General features: G+C 47.5%; 19 protein-coding genes. 15 read left to right on the forward strand and 4 right to left on the reverse strand.

All coding sequences use genetic code 11. The features are described 5' to 3' along the window. Window positions 1-8: 8 nt before the first annotated feature. The 4 genes from DKW60_RS15055 (at window position 9) to DKW60_RS15070 (ending at window position 5,794) form a co-directional block, all read left to right on the forward strand. Window positions 9-1,316, forward strand: coding sequence for an O-acetylhomoserine aminocarboxypropyltransferase/cysteine synthase family protein (locus DKW60_RS15055; protein WP_109838485.1), 1,308 nt, complete (start codon window positions 9-11; stop codon window positions 1,314-1,316). Beyond that, window positions 1,316-2,104, forward strand: coding sequence for an alpha/beta fold hydrolase (locus tag DKW60_RS15060; protein WP_109838486.1), 789 nt, complete (start codon window positions 1,316-1,318; stop codon window positions 2,102-2,104). Before DKW60_RS15055 ends, DKW60_RS15060 begins: the two co-directional genes overlap by 1 nt. Before the next feature lie 7 nt (window positions 2,105-2,111). Then, window positions 2,112-4,565, forward strand: a complete 2,454-nt coding sequence (locus DKW60_RS15065) for a 3-hydroxyacyl-CoA dehydrogenase/enoyl-CoA hydratase family protein (RefSeq protein WP_219988775.1) — start codon at window positions 2,112-2,114, stop codon at window positions 4,563-4,565. A gap of 140 nt (window positions 4,566-4,705) precedes the next feature. Beyond that, the gene (locus tag DKW60_RS15070; RefSeq protein ID WP_109838488.1) at window positions 4,706-5,794 is read left to right on the forward strand and encodes a Fic family protein; all 1,089 of its coding nucleotides are present in this window, start codon (window positions 4,706-4,708) and stop codon (window positions 5,792-5,794) included. A 191-nt stretch (window positions 5,795-5,985) separates the two neighbouring features. Here DKW60_RS15070 and DKW60_RS15075 read toward each other — a convergent pair whose 3' ends face one another. Continuing rightward, window positions 5,986-7,194, reverse strand: coding sequence for a phosphoribosyltransferase family protein (locus DKW60_RS15075; RefSeq protein ID WP_109838489.1), 1,209 nt, complete (start codon window positions 7,192-7,194; stop codon window positions 5,986-5,988). A gap of 60 nt (window positions 7,195-7,254) precedes the next feature. Between DKW60_RS15075 and DKW60_RS23710 the strand changes: the two genes are divergently transcribed. Together DKW60_RS23710 and DKW60_RS15080 are read left to right on the forward strand one after the other, a co-directional pair. Then, a complete protein-coding gene (locus DKW60_RS23710) occupies window positions 7,255-7,416 on the forward strand; it encodes a hypothetical protein (RefSeq protein WP_181389724.1) in 162 nt (53 codons plus the stop codon). A gap of 37 nt (window positions 7,417-7,453) precedes the next feature. After that, window positions 7,454-7,744 carry an HNH endonuclease family protein gene (locus DKW60_RS15080; protein ID WP_146203495.1) on the forward strand — a complete coding sequence of 97 codons (291 nt, stop codon included), beginning with the start codon at window positions 7,454-7,456 and terminating at the stop codon, window positions 7,742-7,744. A 96-nt stretch (window positions 7,745-7,840) separates the two neighbouring features. On the opposite strand, the gene DKW60_RS23715 is transcribed toward DKW60_RS15080, so the two are convergent. Both DKW60_RS23715 and DKW60_RS15085 read right to left on the reverse strand, forming a co-directional pair. Beyond that, a complete protein-coding gene (locus tag DKW60_RS23715) occupies window positions 7,841-7,984 on the reverse strand; it encodes a hypothetical protein (protein ID WP_181389725.1) in 144 nt (47 codons plus the stop codon). Window positions 7,985-7,991: 7 nt separating this feature from the next. After that, entirely contained in the window at window positions 7,992-9,269 is a 1,278-nt protein-coding gene (locus tag DKW60_RS15085) for a formylglycine-generating enzyme family protein (protein WP_109838491.1), read from the reverse strand. Between the two features lie 234 nt (window positions 9,270-9,503). Here DKW60_RS15085 and DKW60_RS15090 point away from each other — a divergent pair, with 234 nt between their 5' ends. The 9 genes from DKW60_RS15090 (at window position 9,504) to DKW60_RS15125 (ending at window position 13,508) form a co-directional block, all read left to right on the forward strand. Beyond that, the gene (locus DKW60_RS15090) at window positions 9,504-9,692 is read left to right on the forward strand and encodes a hypothetical protein (RefSeq protein WP_109838492.1); all 189 of its coding nucleotides are present in this window, start codon (window positions 9,504-9,506) and stop codon (window positions 9,690-9,692) included. A gap of 76 nt (window positions 9,693-9,768) precedes the next feature. Continuing rightward, window positions 9,769-10,020, forward strand: coding sequence for an AbrB/MazE/SpoVT family DNA-binding domain-containing protein (locus tag DKW60_RS15095; RefSeq protein ID WP_109838493.1), 252 nt, complete (start codon window positions 9,769-9,771; stop codon window positions 10,018-10,020). Then, the gene (locus DKW60_RS15100; protein ID WP_109838494.1) at window positions 10,017-10,406 is read left to right on the forward strand and encodes a type II toxin-antitoxin system VapC family toxin; all 390 of its coding nucleotides are present in this window, start codon (window positions 10,017-10,019) and stop codon (window positions 10,404-10,406) included. Before DKW60_RS15095 ends, DKW60_RS15100 begins: the two co-directional genes overlap by 4 nt. Before the next feature lie 374 nt (window positions 10,407-10,780). Further along, a complete protein-coding gene (locus tag DKW60_RS15105; RefSeq protein WP_109838495.1) occupies window positions 10,781-11,356 on the forward strand; it encodes a Uma2 family endonuclease in 576 nt (191 codons plus the stop codon). A gap of 99 nt (window positions 11,357-11,455) precedes the next feature. Beyond that, entirely contained in the window at window positions 11,456-11,653 is a 198-nt protein-coding gene (locus DKW60_RS24705; RefSeq protein WP_219988776.1) for a DUF4172 domain-containing protein, read from the forward strand. Continuing rightward, window positions 11,601-11,807 carry a Fic family protein gene (locus tag DKW60_RS24710; RefSeq protein WP_425451351.1) on the forward strand — a complete coding sequence of 69 codons (207 nt, stop codon included), beginning with the start codon at window positions 11,601-11,603 and terminating at the stop codon, window positions 11,805-11,807. The genes DKW60_RS24705 and DKW60_RS24710 overlap by 53 nt, the downstream gene beginning before the upstream one ends. Further along, on the forward strand, window positions 11,800-12,018 hold the full coding sequence (locus DKW60_RS15115; protein ID WP_109838497.1) for a hypothetical protein: 219 nt from the start codon (window positions 11,800-11,802) through the stop codon (window positions 12,016-12,018). Before DKW60_RS24710 ends, DKW60_RS15115 begins: the two co-directional genes overlap by 8 nt. A 67-nt stretch (window positions 12,019-12,085) precedes the next feature. Beyond that, window positions 12,086-12,325: a helix-turn-helix transcriptional regulator gene (locus DKW60_RS15120; protein ID WP_109838498.1), complete on the forward strand. Its 240-nt coding sequence runs from the start codon at window positions 12,086-12,088 to the stop codon at window positions 12,323-12,325. Continuing rightward, window positions 12,318-13,508 carry a type II toxin-antitoxin system HipA family toxin gene (locus DKW60_RS15125; RefSeq protein WP_109838499.1) on the forward strand — a complete coding sequence of 397 codons (1,191 nt, stop codon included), beginning with the start codon at window positions 12,318-12,320 and terminating at the stop codon, window positions 13,506-13,508. The genes DKW60_RS15120 and DKW60_RS15125 overlap by 8 nt, the downstream gene beginning before the upstream one ends. 36 nt (window positions 13,509-13,544) lie before the next feature. On the opposite strand, the gene DKW60_RS15130 is transcribed toward DKW60_RS15125, so the two are convergent. Continuing rightward, window positions 13,545-14,891 (reverse strand): ATP-binding protein, encoded by a 1,347-nt coding sequence (locus DKW60_RS15130; protein WP_109838500.1) that lies wholly within the window; start codon window positions 14,889-14,891, stop codon window positions 13,545-13,547. Window positions 14,892-15,012 lie beyond the last annotated feature (121 nt).

The raw sequence follows: 15,012 nt of genomic DNA on the forward strand, positions 1-15,012 counted from the left end.
ACCCACGCATGAGCCGTTCATCTTACTTACAACCCGATACCATCGCATTGCACACTGGCTATCAGCCGGAAAGTGATCATGGTTCCCGAGCCGTTCCAATTTATCAAACCACCTCTTATGTGTTTGATAATGTTGATGAAGCCTCTTCACTGTTTAACGTGGAGCAGGGTGGGCATATTTATAGCCGCATTACCAATCCAACTGTCGCCGTGCTGGAACAGCGAATTGCAGCCTTAGAAGGTGGTAGTGGTGCGATTTGTACGGCATCGGGCATGAGTGCCCTATACACCACCTTTATAACCTTGTGTTCGGCGGGTGATCACATCGTTTCCTCTGCGCAGATTTATGGTTCAACCGCGACCTTATTGCGTCACACACTCAAACGCCTTGGTATTGATTGCACCTTTGTGGCGATTAATGATCAGGATGCAGTGAAGGCAGCGATTCAGGACAACACTAAAATGGTGTTCTGCGAATCCATCGGTAATCCCGGCTTGGAAGTCGCTGACTTAGATGCTATCTGTGAAAGGGCTCATGCAAATGGCTTACCGGTTGTCATCGATGCAACCTTTGCTACCCCTAGCCTTTGCCGACCCATTGAGCACGGTGTGAATGTGGTAGTTCACTCTGCCACCAAATGGATGGGCGGACACGGTGTTGCTGTCGGTGGTGTGATTGTCGATGGTGGTAATTTTGACTGGAAGGAAAGTGGCCGTTTTCCTGAACTGACTGAGCCTTATGCACCGTTTCACGGTATGAAATTTTGGGAAGAGTTTGGCCCTTCAGCACTTGCCATGCGTATGCGCGCTGAGTCCATGCGTGACTTGGGTGCAGCGATGAGTCCGCACAATGCCTTCTTGTTGTTGCAAGGGATCGAAACCTTAGAGTTACGCATGAAGCAGCATGTGATCAATGCTCACGAACTGATGAATTGGTTGAATGAAAACGATGCGGTGTCGTGGGTGAATCACCCTGATCTTGAGACGAATGAAACGCACGAAGTGGCAAAACGTCTGTTCCCGAATGGAGCTGGTTCAATGCTGTGCTTTGGGGTGAAAGGTGGGCGCGCAGCCGGTGCGGCCTTTATTGATGCACTGCAATTGGGTTCTAATTTGGCCAATGTCGGTGATTCCCGCACACTGGTGTTGCACCCTGGTAGCACCACGCATTCACGACTGGACGCGGAGCAAATGAAAGCCGCTGGCATTAGTGAAGACATGATTCGTGTATCGGTGGGTATCGAGTCGATTAAAGATATTAAAGCTGACTTCGCCGCAGGCCTAAAAGCAGCGCAACGTGTGGCGGAGGCAAGCTAATGGAATTACAAGTAAATGGCGTTAAAAGCTACGCAGCCACTGGTGGAAAAGAATTTGATAGCAGTCTGCCGACGGTCTTATTTTTACACGGCAGCGGCATGGATCATCGGGCGTGGGCATTGCAAACGCGTTGGTTTGCCTTCCATGGTTTCTCCGTATTAGCACCTGATTTTCCGGGGCATAGTTTGTCAGCCGGTGAGCCACTGGAAAGCATCGAAGCGATGGGCGAATGGTTGGTTGATTTTTTAGCCGCTGCTGGCGTGAAAAAAGCACATGTGGTGGGCCACTCACAAGGCTTCCTATCTGCACTGGAGTTGGCAAAGAATGTGCCTGAAAAAGTGATGTCATTATCAGGAATTGGCACGGCTGCTGCGATTCCGGTGAATCCGGCTTTAATTGAAACCGCGCAAGCCTCGGCTGCCAAAGCCGCTGATCTTATGTTGCAGTGGGGCTTTGGGCCGGGTGCGCAATATGGTGTGAGTGCGGTTCCGGGGATGCAGCCTATCGCAATTGGTCGTCAGATTATGTCGGGGAATCCTTTAGCAACCGACTTAATAGCTTGCTCTAACTATGAGAGTGGTAGCGCGGTTGCTGAGGCGCTGGATATTCCAACGTGCTTGGTTCTGGCAGGAAAAGATCGCATGACACCATTAAAAGCGGGTAAAGCACTGGCTGGACTGATGAATGCGCAGGTGACTGTTTTGCCTATACATGGGCATATGTTGCCGGTGGAGGCACCGAAAGAGTGTTTGCAAGCCTTAAGAGACTTCATTAGTAGTCGGGGATAATTGAATTATGGAAATCAAAAAAGTAGCAGTGATCGGTGCTGGAACCATGGGTGCGGGTATCGCAGGACAAGTCGCCAATGCAGGTGTTGAGGTGTGGTTGTTAGACCTTCCCACTGACAACGGCACGGATGCAGAGGGCAATCCGCTGAGTGTGAACGCTGTTGCGGAGCGAGGACTTGAGCGCCTGCGTGACCCTGATTCACCGGGCCTGATGAGTGAGGAAGCTGAGTCACGGATTCACTTAGGCAACACCCGCGATGATTTCCATCAGCTAGCGGGTTGCGACTGGGTGGCTGAGGCCATCGTTGAGCGCTTAGATATTAAGAAAGACCTGTATAAGCGCTTGGATGAAACCTGTCATGATCAGGCGATTATCACCTCGAATACCTCAACCATTCCCATTAAATTATTGGTTGAGGATATGCCGGAGGCGTTCCAAAAGCGCTTTGCCATCACACACTTCTTTAACCCTGTGCGCTTTATGCGCCTGTTGGAATTAGTCAGGGGTGAGCATACTGATCCGGCAGTGATTGATGTGCTGGATGCGTTCTGTGAGGAGCGTTTGGGTAAAGGCGTGGTGAACTGCGCGGATACACCGGGATTCCTCGGTAATCGCGTTGGTGTTTACGCCATTCAATGTGCGCTGCATGCGGCGTTGGATTTGGGATTAAAACCGGCTGAGGCAGATGCTTTATTTGGTCGTCCGATGGGCATTCCGAAGACAGGTGTGTTTGGTTTGTACGACCTGATCGGTATCGACTTGATGTCTGATGTGGTTCAGAGTTTGGTGAATATCCTGCCTGATGGCGATTCGTTCCATGCAGAAGCGGGCGTTGTGCCATTAATGAGCGAGATGATCGCCAATGGTCAAACCGGAAACAAGCAGGGCAAAGGTTTTTATCGCACAGATGAAGCGACCAATACGCGTTATGTGCTGGATTTTGATAGCGGTGAATACATCGAATCTCCGCGCTTGAATCTACCATTGGCAGAGCGTGCAGAAGCCGAAGGTTTGCATGTCCTACTGGAAGATGATGGATTATACGGACAGTTCGCGTGGCGTGTGTTGTCGCGTACGCTGACCTATGCCGCCTCGTTGATTCCGGAAGTGGGCGATGATCCGGTACCGGTCGATGATGCCATGAAGCTCGGTTATAACTGGATTCAGGGGCCGTTTGAAATGATCGATGCCATTGGTGTGGATGCGTTTATTGCGCGTTTGGATGCCGATGGTATTGCGGTGCCTGACTTCCTGCGTCAGGCAGCGGGTTCAAGTTTCTATCGGGTGAGTAGCACAGCTTCGGATGAGGTGTCTGCTGGTGCATCTACTGATTCAGCTGATGTCGCTGCTTCCGCTGAGTTACAAGCCCTGCAAGCGGGCAAAATATGGAAGACGATTAGTCATCCGGAAGGCGTGGTTCGCTTTACTGAAAAACGCCAAACCATGAAGCCAGAAAACAGCAACGCGGTTGCCAGTTGGTACAATATTGATGACGTGGCCTTGGTTGAATTTCACAGTAAAGCCAATGCGCTGGATGCCGACTCAATGGCGTTACTGGAAGATGCCATTAGCAATGTGTCCTCACAAAATCTACGCGGTTTGATCATTCATAATGATGCACAGCATTTCTCTTGCGGTGTAAATCTCAATGGCGTACGCGAGTTTTTCCGTAATGAAGATATGGATGGTCTGGATCAGTTTTTGGATCATTTCCAGCGAACCGTTCACAGTATGGCAACGGCAGACTTCCCTGTCGTCGCAGCGCCATCTGGCATGTCTTTGGGTGGTGGTTTTGAAGTGGTGTTGCATGCCAAGCAAGTGATTTGTCATTCAAACTCTGTCATGGGCTTGGTGGAATCACTGGTCGGCGTAGTGCCGGGGGGCGGTGGTTGCAAAGAGACCTTATACCGCTGGGTTGATCAGCTTGGTTGCGGCGATGACATCACTAAGGCTTCGTGGAAAGCGTTTATGAGCTTGGGTTATGGCCGTACCGCCAGTTCGCCAATTCTTGCCAAGAAGTTAGCGATGCTACGGGATAATGACCGCTTTGAAATGAATCGTGATCGTTTGTACAACAAGGCGTTTGCGGCAATTGATCAGGCGACGGCAGGCGGTGATTCGTCAAATGGTGATTCAGCAAGTGGCAGTACTCACACAGCAGGTGATCAGCAAGCATTTAATCGTCCAGCCTTAGTCATGCCGGGTGAAACGGTATTCCATGACATGGTGCAATGGCTGAAGGATGGGCACGCGAAAGGCATGTTCACACCGCACGATATTGTGGTGGGTTCTGAAATGGCGCGGATTGTGACTGGTGGTGAAGTAGCCGCTGGCACGCTGTGTACCGAGCAGGATTTGTTTGATGCGGAGCGTAGTTCATTCCTGAGGTTGGTTGCTACGGCTGGGACGCGTGAGCGGATTAATACCATGTTGGATGCGGGGAAGCCGGTTCGTAACTAGGCTGCTACGGTCGATGCGCCAGATACTATGGGTGCTGTCCAAGATTACGTCATTAGTGCTCGTGAACCGCTCCATCACCAGAGTCACTATTGTTCCAAACATTGTTTCATTAATGGAACAAACTATGGAACAATAGAGGCATGCTAAGTACACGACAATCACAAATACTTGACTTATTTATCGATGAGCCGGACGAGGCGCTCAGCGCTGGCGACCTTCTTCCTCAGTTTGACATTGGAAGAACTAGCCTGTTCCGGGATCTTACAGCACTAACCGAGGCTGGCTTGATCGAGGCAAGTGAAGGCAGTACACGTTCACGTACATACCGCCTACATCCAAATTCAGATGAGTACATTCGATGGGATTTGTCTCGCCCACCGCAGCAACGCTATGAAGTCAATTACCGTCCTGAGCTATTGATCAACTACCAACCAAACAAGAGCTACTTTCTGACTGAAGAACAACGGGAAGTAATGGCCGAGGCAGGATCAATTTCGGAAGATCAAACACTTGAACAAGGCAGCAAAAACTATAACCGTCTCATTGCAAGCCTATTAATTGACTTGGCCCATGCATCCTCCAATCTGGAAAACGTTCCGATCTCATGGCTGGATACCAAAACGCTTATCGAGTTTGGAGAACGCCCTGATGGCTTGAACGAAACCGAACTCAGAATCGTGTTGAATCACAAAAAGGCGATTACTCATCTTACTGAAAATGCTCGTGAAATGAGTATTGATCCAAAGGATTTATTTGATCTGCATACTCTGATCGCAGATGGATTGATTCCTGAGAGCGCCGCTATTGGCCGCCTGAGACAGCGAGTTGTCCGGTTCTCAGACAGTCGTTATCTGCCACCTGATAATCCTCACTTATTGCGAGATGCGTTTGAGCTTTTTTGCGAAAAGGCAGACGCCATTAAAAATCCATATGAGCAAGCATTTTTTGCCATGTCTTTTTTACCGTACCTTCAGCCTTTTCAGGATGGTAACAAACGCACCTCCCGCTTGACGATGAACATCCCTCTGCTCAAGCATCAGCTGGCACCTTTTTCATTTTCAGACATCAAAAAACGAGATTATATGTTTGGTTTGCTGGCTTTTTATGAACGAGGTCAGCATCGATTTTTGGCGAATGCATTCGTTAAGTCTTACCAAAAAACAGCTCCTCGATATGCCGAGTTACTTGACTACGTTCAACAGGGCGGTGCTTTGGGGTCATTAACCTGAGCATATTGTTCCAAGGTTTGTTCCATCAGTGAAACAAACTTTGGAACAATTGCCAGGCTCACTCAATAACAGCTCAATTTGCTGGCTCAACGTGCATCGACTTCAATTGGTATCTAGCCATGATAAAACCCTTAATAGAGCCAATTTGTCGTGAGTTATTACGATGCTATGGTTGAATTCACTCGCTAGCGTTACTTACCCTTGTTCAAATCAGATAATTCTTCGCTATTCCAAATTTTTCGCTTAAAACGTGGATTTTTAGAAGACATATCAATTTTGTAAGGATTTTTTTCTGGTTGTGAAGGCAAGTCCAGAATGCTTGCTAGCTCTTGCCCGAGCCACTTTTCAACTTTAAGTACCACAAGCTTCTTACGCAAACGCCCCTGTTCATCACGGTTCAGGATCGTTGGTAAGGTGTTTAAAGTCAAAATCTCACCGATTGCAGGGTGCGCCATACGCTCACGACCTTCATCACTCGCATAGAAATGTGAAACTGCAAACACCATACGTTCAGGCTTTATTTTTTGTAAGAACTGACAAGATTTAACTACCGTACCACCCGTACGAACCATGTCGTCGAACAATACAATACTGCAACCATCCAGCCCTTCAAATGTATGCTCACTTTCACTATGCAGTGTGATATCCACTTTGCGTTCGTTGGTACGTTCTTTGTCTAGCATAATGAATTTAGCTTTAGACAAACCTAGCGTGTCGTACATCTCTTTTACAAAGTCACGTGCGCCTTTATCCGGTGCGCACAACACAAGACCTTCACCTTCTGGCCCGTAATTTAAAATATCGCTATTTAATAAGTAATGCGCGTAAATTTGATAAGGGATCAAATTATGGAAGTCACCTTCAAAAATATCTGAGAAAATACGCTGTACAGAGTAAGAGTGGTTATGAATCGTTAACACGGTATCAACGCCAGCAAGTTTTAATAATTCCGCATAGAGTTTTGCGGTAAATGCCTGGCCGTCAAACTTCTTAATGTCATTAATATCACGCTCAAAATGAGTCTCACCCAGGTCTGCATGTGGGCCACGATCCTGTGCGCTGTAAAACAGATCAGGCTCAACTAGTACAACACGCATCGCACCATTTTCTTTCGCTGTTCTTGCGATAAGCAAATTAGACATCGCGAGTTCTTGTCGGGTCTTAGTATGACTACTGGTACTGACAATAATGACGGTTTTACCATCTAGCGTTTGACCGATTGACTCCATATTCAACTCATCGGAAATGAAGCGAGGGCAAAACTCTGTGTTCATAAATGTTTTCATGCTGATTAAATCAGCAATATCTTCATGCTGCCCCATGGCATAGGCAATGTCGATGGCAAACGGGTTATCAGACGTGTTACTTACAACGACAGTATTACTAGCCGAGAAACTCATGGGAAATCCTTGTTTGAAGCAGTTTTTTGAAAAGAGGGGAGAATTCAGAGGTGCATTTTAATGTTTAAGCAACCTAAGCGCTACAAATCCTACCATGAAAAATCAACACAAGAAGCCAGTGACGCACTGACTCTGCTAAAGAACAAAAACTTCACCGCACACGCCACCATCATCAGTATGACGGGCGGTGATCGACGATATTCCGCCAAATTATTACGGTAGTTTTCTATAGATGGATGACTGTACTAACATAGTCACCATGACAGATCATTCAGACTCTTACACATATCGGGCGCGGTTGCAGCAGAAACTGAAGCAACAGGCGATTACACAGGATGACACCGGCTGTTGGATTTGGCAGGGGCAGCTAGCCAATAGTGGCCACGGCAAACTAAAAATTCAGGTGGAAGGCGTGGTGAAAGTGGTGAGTGCTGAACACGCCAGTCACATTGCCTTTTTAGGTGAGGTGCCCACGCGACATTTGGTGAAGCAGGGCTGCGGGAACCGGCTTTGTGTGAATCCGGAGCATTTGGAGTTGCTGGAGATTTGAGTGGCAAACCCGACCTCTGATACCCAAGACCCCAAATGAAATGATTGATATATTCATCAAAATAGTTATATTGGTCTAAAATGATTAATATATTCATCATATGCTAAACGACATCAGCCAACAACCTGCACCGCCCTCCAAGCGCGTGGCATTACGCAGCAGCTCACTTAGCTCATCCAATTGGATCGCACCACGATCGGTACACTGTTGTACCATATCGACCTCAGGATACGATGGCATTGAGGATTTAATCGTCAGCTGGCATATCACGCGCTACCCGAAACCCATAACTCTGACTGCGGTCTGTGAGGCCGGCACTACTTCGGTAAGACGGGCGAATATTGAGTCCAGACCCGTCCCATGCACCACCACGACGGGTAATGAGGCCATTAGAAGCGCAGCCTTCCCGCCACTCAGAGCTCTCATCCGGTGCTGAAATATAATTGTTGTGCCAACAATCAGCAACCCACTCCCAGGCATTTCCGGACATATCCTGCAGATTGAAGTCATTGGCCGGGAACTGACCCACTGCTGCAGTATGCTCAAATGTATCTAACCCTCCCTGACCTTTAAAGTTGGCACGATTGTGATCAGCCTGACTGCCCCAAGAGTATGCTGTGGCACTGCCACCACGTGCGGCATACTCCCACTCTGCTTCGGTAGGTAAGCGATAGTTACTGTCTTTAGTTTGATTTAGCCACTTAATGTAGGCGAGAGCATCCGGACGGTTGAGACACACAACTGGGTGGTTTTCATCTTGCTCAAAGCCGGGCGACCGCCAGTTGGCTGATTTATCCATAATCCAGCGAGGCGAAGGTGACTCAGGGTCCTGAATAACACAACCATGTGATTCGGCTTTGGTCTGATAACCAGTAGCGTCCACAAACCGGAGGAACTGGCCCACGGTGACCTCATGTTGAGCAAGTTCAAAGGGCTTCACTGTTACCGGGTGAGCGGGGTACTCATTGTCACGACAGCCACCCGCCGCATTATCCCAGCCATCACTGCAGCCCATCATAAACTGGCCGCCCGGTATTGGAAGCATATTGGGGTAGTCGCCCGGCCCTTGATCACCACTGATGATCTGATACTGCTTACCAAACTGAGACAGATCGATACGGGTTCCGGTGGGCGATAATGCAATACGCTCTGATTGCTGTTGTTGGCTTAAAAAGAAATGGGATGCAAAAAAAGCGAATAACCCGGTCATCAGGCCAAACAACCCCACTAAGCCAACACGCAACCAACGCGTCCAGCCGGTATTGGCTCGCCGGTGAATCTCTGCACTGGCACGACGGTATTCGACACGGGCCTCTTCTGGCGATATGGTATTGAGAGCACGCATCGGGGGTGTTGATCGCTCGACTGCTTCGATTTCTCTGCTGAGTAAGTATTCCTTGATTTCCCGAGCTTCCCGATGCGTTTTATTGTCAGGATCCATGGGGATTTCCCCGTGAAGTACTTTTTCCCACTGCTCATTGTCATCACGGGGTATCAGTGTTTGTTTAGTGTCTTTATTACTCATAAGCCAACGGTTGTTTTATGCCTAGCAAAGTTCATCACGCAATTGTTTAAGGCGGCTGCGCAGTATCGAGATTTGTTTTGTTACAGCGCTGACAGTTCTGCCTGTAATTTGGGCAATATCGGCACGACTTAGTCATTTGAAGATGAAAAGAGTGATGCAACGAGCGCCAACACGCCGGATACTCAGCAGGCAGATACCGCGAAAGCCGCTCAATCAAGCAAGCCGGAAGGTAAATTGACTTGGTCAAAGGTGTTGCAGGATCAGATTAAAGTGGTGCGGGAGCAATTGGCATTGTCGCCATTACCCGCCGATGCATTGACGGTGCAATTCAAGCGTAATCCGAAAGGGGTTCAGGATGTGCTGGATGCCTTGGTTGCACTGGGTATGGTGACTGAGGAAAGTGGCGAGTATCGCTTGGTGTGATGCAATAAATCTTTCTCTCGCAAGTGTGCCACTTTTGACTTACAATTGTGGCACGCCTATAAAAAAGGAGAGCACCATGGAAGCAATAGCACTTTCTGTCGGTAAGCAAGGAAGAATAGTTATCCCTGCTAATTTAAGACAACAGCTAGCGATTACAGCGGGATCTCATTTAATAGCTTGGGTCGAAAACGGCCGTTTGATATTAGAAACAAAAAATCAACTTTGGCAGACGATACATGCCGCCTCTAATCATATTCCGCAAGATACTGATTTAGCCCAAGAGTTAATTGATGAGCGAAGAATTGCAGCAGCCAAGGAAAATCAATGAGTGCTAAGTCGTATTTACTCGACGCCTCAGCATTGCTGGCAGCTATTCATAACGAACTTGGTGGTGAACTCGTTCAACAGATAATCGAAGAGTCAGCTGTCAGTAGTGTTAATTGGTCGGAAGTCTTACAAAAACTGAATAGGGCCGGTGCAGACACACAAGCAATAACTGCGGCGTTAAAGGCGTTAGGGTTAGAGATTATTGTTTTTAATGAGGATGATGCAACTATCGCAGCAAGCTTGTGGCCTGAGACTAAATCACTTGGTTTGTCACTGGCAGACAGAGCCTGTTTGGCGACGGGAAGGCGTCTTAAGCTAACGGTGGTTACGGCTGATAAAGTTTGGCAATCATTGGACGCTGAGCAAAAGATAAAACTCATTAGATAGCTTTACCTTTTTCAAGCGGTAGATATTCTTCAGGACTCCTACAGCAGCTCATAATCAAGCTTCACCGCAACACTAGATCCAACAAGCCCAACACGAGAAGCTAACACTAACCAATATTTACAGCGTGTTAGAAAAGCTCCGCCAACACGCCGGATACTCAGCAGGCAGATACCGCGAAAGCCGCTCAATCAAGCAAGCCGGAAGGTAAATTGACTTGGCCAAAGGTGTTGCAGGATCAGCTTATTCCTGCCAATCAGCTCTACCATTACGCGCAAAGTGCAGGGCGACTCAGCCGGCAGACATTTCTGCATGTACTAGACTAAATATCAGAACCCATGCAGTATAAGGTCTAAAGTCAAAAGAAGAGTTCTCCTATGCCTGCTCAACAAAATATTCACATCTCCACCGAAGAATACCTCCGAGCAGAAAGAGAATCTGACACCAAAAGTGAGTATTTGAACGGCGATATTTTCGCTATGGCAGGAGCCAGTCGGGCGCACAACCAAATCACTTCAAACCTTGTCGTTTCATTAGCCGGTAAATTGTTAGAACGTCCTTGCAGCGTATATGTCAGCGACATGAAAGTCCGAACGAAAACACGTGAGACAAATAAATACAGCTATCCCGATGTTGTTGTCACTTGTGGCGATGAATCATTTGAAGATGACAAGAGTGATGTATTGCTTAATCCACTGATTATCATCGAAGTGTTGTCAGAATCTACTGAAGCTTACGATCGTGGTTTGAAGTTTTTTCACTACCAGTTAATACCTTCTTTGCGCGACTATTTGCTGGTTACTCAGGACTATTGTCGTGTGGAGCACTATCAGCGTCGCGATGATAATCAGTGGGTTTATTCTGAGTATCACAACCTTGACGATGAAGTGAAGATTGCTACTTTAGATTGTAGTGTGAGCACTGCTGAGATTTATCGTCGGGTTGGACTATAGCCTTCGTCTTTTCATGCACATTACATATGATGCAATTAGGTTTGTTATTCGCGTCAAAATACCGCAATAAATGACGCGAATAATTGATATAATCGCGTCATGAACTCTATTTGGCAACATGCCGACTGGCCCAACTTCCGATATGCTGATCAGCTTATTCCTGCTAATCAGCTCTACCATTACGCGCAAAGTGCAGGGCGACTTAGCAACCAGTTACAGGGGATTCCTGACGATCAGCGTTTGGATGCGTGTGTTGACCTTAACTCACCTTTGGTTTGTCACCATTCACCCATTTGATGATGGTAACGGACGCATCGCTCGCGCATTAGCCGACCACGCGCTGGCACAAGACACACGTCAACCCGTTCTGCATAGCTTATCGACTGCCATTGAGCAGAATAAACAGGCCTATTACGACCAGTTGGAGCAAACACCAAGCGGTGATGAATGAACGACAGCGGATGGTGGTGTCGGATTTGTTTAGTAATGGTGTCGATGGCGACCCGCGTTCGGTGAATCGAAATAAGTACGTGAAAAGGGCGAAGTGTTCACCGAGTACGGCACTGAGGGATTTGCAGGATCTGGTGGGTAAATCAGTGCTGGTGCAGTTGCCGGGGGAAGGGCGGAATACGCGATATGGTTTGAATTTGGGCGGTTACTAGTGCAAGAATGATTGCTATATCCATCAAAATCGCTATATTGGCGTAAAAAGACAGATATATTCATCATATGCTAAACGACATCAGCCAAACAATCCGCTCGGCCCGCAAAGCGCGAGGCATGACACAGCAGCAGTTAGCGGAACTCACCCAACTGGATCGCACCACGATCGGCGCGCTTGAGCGCAATGACTATAATGACTTAGGCATCCGTAAGGTTGAGCGCGTTTTGATGGTGCTTGGCAAAACGCTGAATTGTGAAGATGTGGGTATGCCAACACTCGATGATCTGGTGAAACAGAATGGCTAATGCGGATGTTTATGTTGGAAAGCCGCAGGCAAAACAGGTTGGCTTGCTGGAGTCTCAACAAGGCCGCCATGTGTTTAGTTATCGGCATGACGCGTCGGAAGCGTTATCTGTAACCATGCCGTTGCGGGCAGAAAGCTATCAATACGATGGCCTTCATCCAGTGTTCCAAATGAACCTGCCGGAAGGTGCCTTGCGTGAAGCATTGGAGCGAATGACGGCTAAGCAATATGGTAGTGATGACTTAACCTTGCTGACGTTACTGGGGCAGAATCAAATTGGCCGTATCAGTTATGCGCGTTCAGGTGAGAGCTTGCCCAATCAGCAAGGCGAGTCTCTGACGTTGGATGCATTGCTGGGTAATAACGATGCGGATCTGTTTCGGTCTTTATTGCATCGATACGCGATGACCTCGGGCGTGGCTGGCGTACAACCGAAAGTGCTGCTGGATGTTCAGAAGCGTCTGACATTGCCTGTTGAGCACTACATCGTAAAAGGTTGGGGCGATGAGTATCCACATTTGGCGTGTAATGAATACATTTGCATGAGCATCGCCAAGAACGCAGGTTTGACGGTGCCAGAGTTTTATTTGAGTGATAACGCGCAGCTTTTTGTCACGAAACGATTTGACCTTGATGAGAATGACCAACCGCTTGGATTTGAGGACTTTTGCGTACTTCAGGGAAAAACCACCAAGCAAAAATATGACAGCTCTTTAGAGGCTTGCACCAACAGCTTGCGGCAGTTTGTTTCTCCTGAATATCAAGCAGAAGCATTGCGCGATTTTTACAAGCTACTCTATCTGAATGTCCGCATTCGAAACGGTGACGCACATCTTAAAAACCACGGCATTATCTACAAAGACCTGAAGGGGTATCGTGCCGGTGGCTTTCCTGAACAAACGAGAATTGCTGCACCAGTTTTTGATTTGGTCAGTACTGTGCCGTATTTGCCGCAGGACTCGATGGCATTAACACTGACGGGCAGTAAACGCTGGCCGAAGATGAAGGTGCTGGAGCGTTTTGGGATGCAGCATTGTGGGTTGAAGGCTGAGGCCTGTGAAGCGATTTATGATGACGTGGAGCAGGCGATTGTAGCCGTCAAATCAGAGCTAGAGGCGTTGGCGGATAAGTTTTCCGGGTTTGCGCCAATTGCTGAGAAAATGGCTGGGTTGTTTGAGGGTTAATGTTCGATAGAGTAACTGGCTGGGTTGTGTTGGAAACTATTTTCCTTGAACAAACCAATCCAAATAATCTTCCAGCTGACCAGCTAGAAAGTAAGGAAGGTTCAGTAATTGATACTCTTTCCCAGCCAGTGTTTTCACTGTTTCTACATTGAGCGGCCCAGCATACAAACGCACTGCCCAGTGGTGCTCGGCGTGATCTATAAAAGAATGCAATGAGCGCAGTCGTCCCGTAGCCCCAGACTTCACTTCGATAGGAATAGCGTTATTTCTATGTGCCAATATAAAGTCTACCTCAGCGTTGGACTGACGCTTTTCACGCACCCAGAAGTAGGGCGAAAACAGCATTGAGTCATGACTGGCTAGTAGTTCTTGGCCAACTAAATGCTCGATAATTCTGCCACCATACAACGAGTTCAAATCGTTGCTGCCAAAAACTTCTGTCTGAATACCAGAGAAAAAATTCACTAAACCAGTATCCAGCAGTTGTAACTTGGGTGATTTTTTTAAGTTCGGCGTCAATGGTAGTTGAGTACTGGTGACAGGATAAATACGGCGCAGCAGTAATGCCTTTTCAAGCACAAGCATAGCCTCTGAAATATCTTTAGAGCTGTATTTAGATTGTCCAAAACCTGCCATTTTGATGCGATTACCTGCTTCATGGAATGCGCTTTGAATGACATGGCGAATGACCGCAGCTTTAGAATCTTTGCTAGCGTACTTTTCAACATCATCAAGGTAGGCTGTGATCAGGCTTTCATAGATGCTTTTGAGTGGTGCTAAATTTTTTGATTCGGCGTAGCGTTGAACCACCTCAGGCATACCGCCTATGAGTGTGTAGCGATGGAATAATTTGAGTAATTTATCGTGAGCAAATGCAGGTAAAGGGATGCGATGAAGCATTTCCACTGCTTGAGTTTCTTCGGTTGCCACCAGAAATTCTTCAAAGCTTAGTGGGTGCATTCGTAAGTATTCGACTCGACCCACTGGAAAGCTAATATGCCGATCGAGCAGGCTTTCCAATAGTGATCCTGCGGCAATGACGTGTAGGTGGTTTAACGTTTCGTAAAAGTAACGCAGTACCGCGACGGCTTCGGGTGAGCTTTGAATCTCGTCGATAAACAACAAGGTTTGGCTTTTTTGCGGGTCTTTATCTTTTAGGAAACAGATGGCTTCGAATAGCTCTTGTGCTGTATATCCTTGCTCGAATAAGTGGCGGTCTTCCTCAAGTTCGAGGTTTAAGTAAATGTATTGCTCGAAGCTTTCAGCCAATATTGAGACGGCTGTGGTTTTGCCGACTTGTCGTGCACCACGCAGGATTAAAGGCTTGCGGTGGGGCTTTTCAGACCACTTCGTGAGTGAGTGTAGTATGCTTCGGTTAAACATATTTTCCTAAAGTAAGGGTTATTTATAGTTTAAAATAGCACAAAGTAATTGATAAATTCTTATTAAATTTGACTAGAGTAAGAGATATTTTTTTGGTTAGTGATTGAGGCTTGGGCAGCCA

It is taken from the genome of Leucothrix pacifica, assembly GCF_003172875.1.
Taxonomy (GTDB): domain Bacteria; phylum Pseudomonadota; class Gammaproteobacteria; order Thiotrichales; family Thiotrichaceae; genus Leucothrix; species Leucothrix pacifica.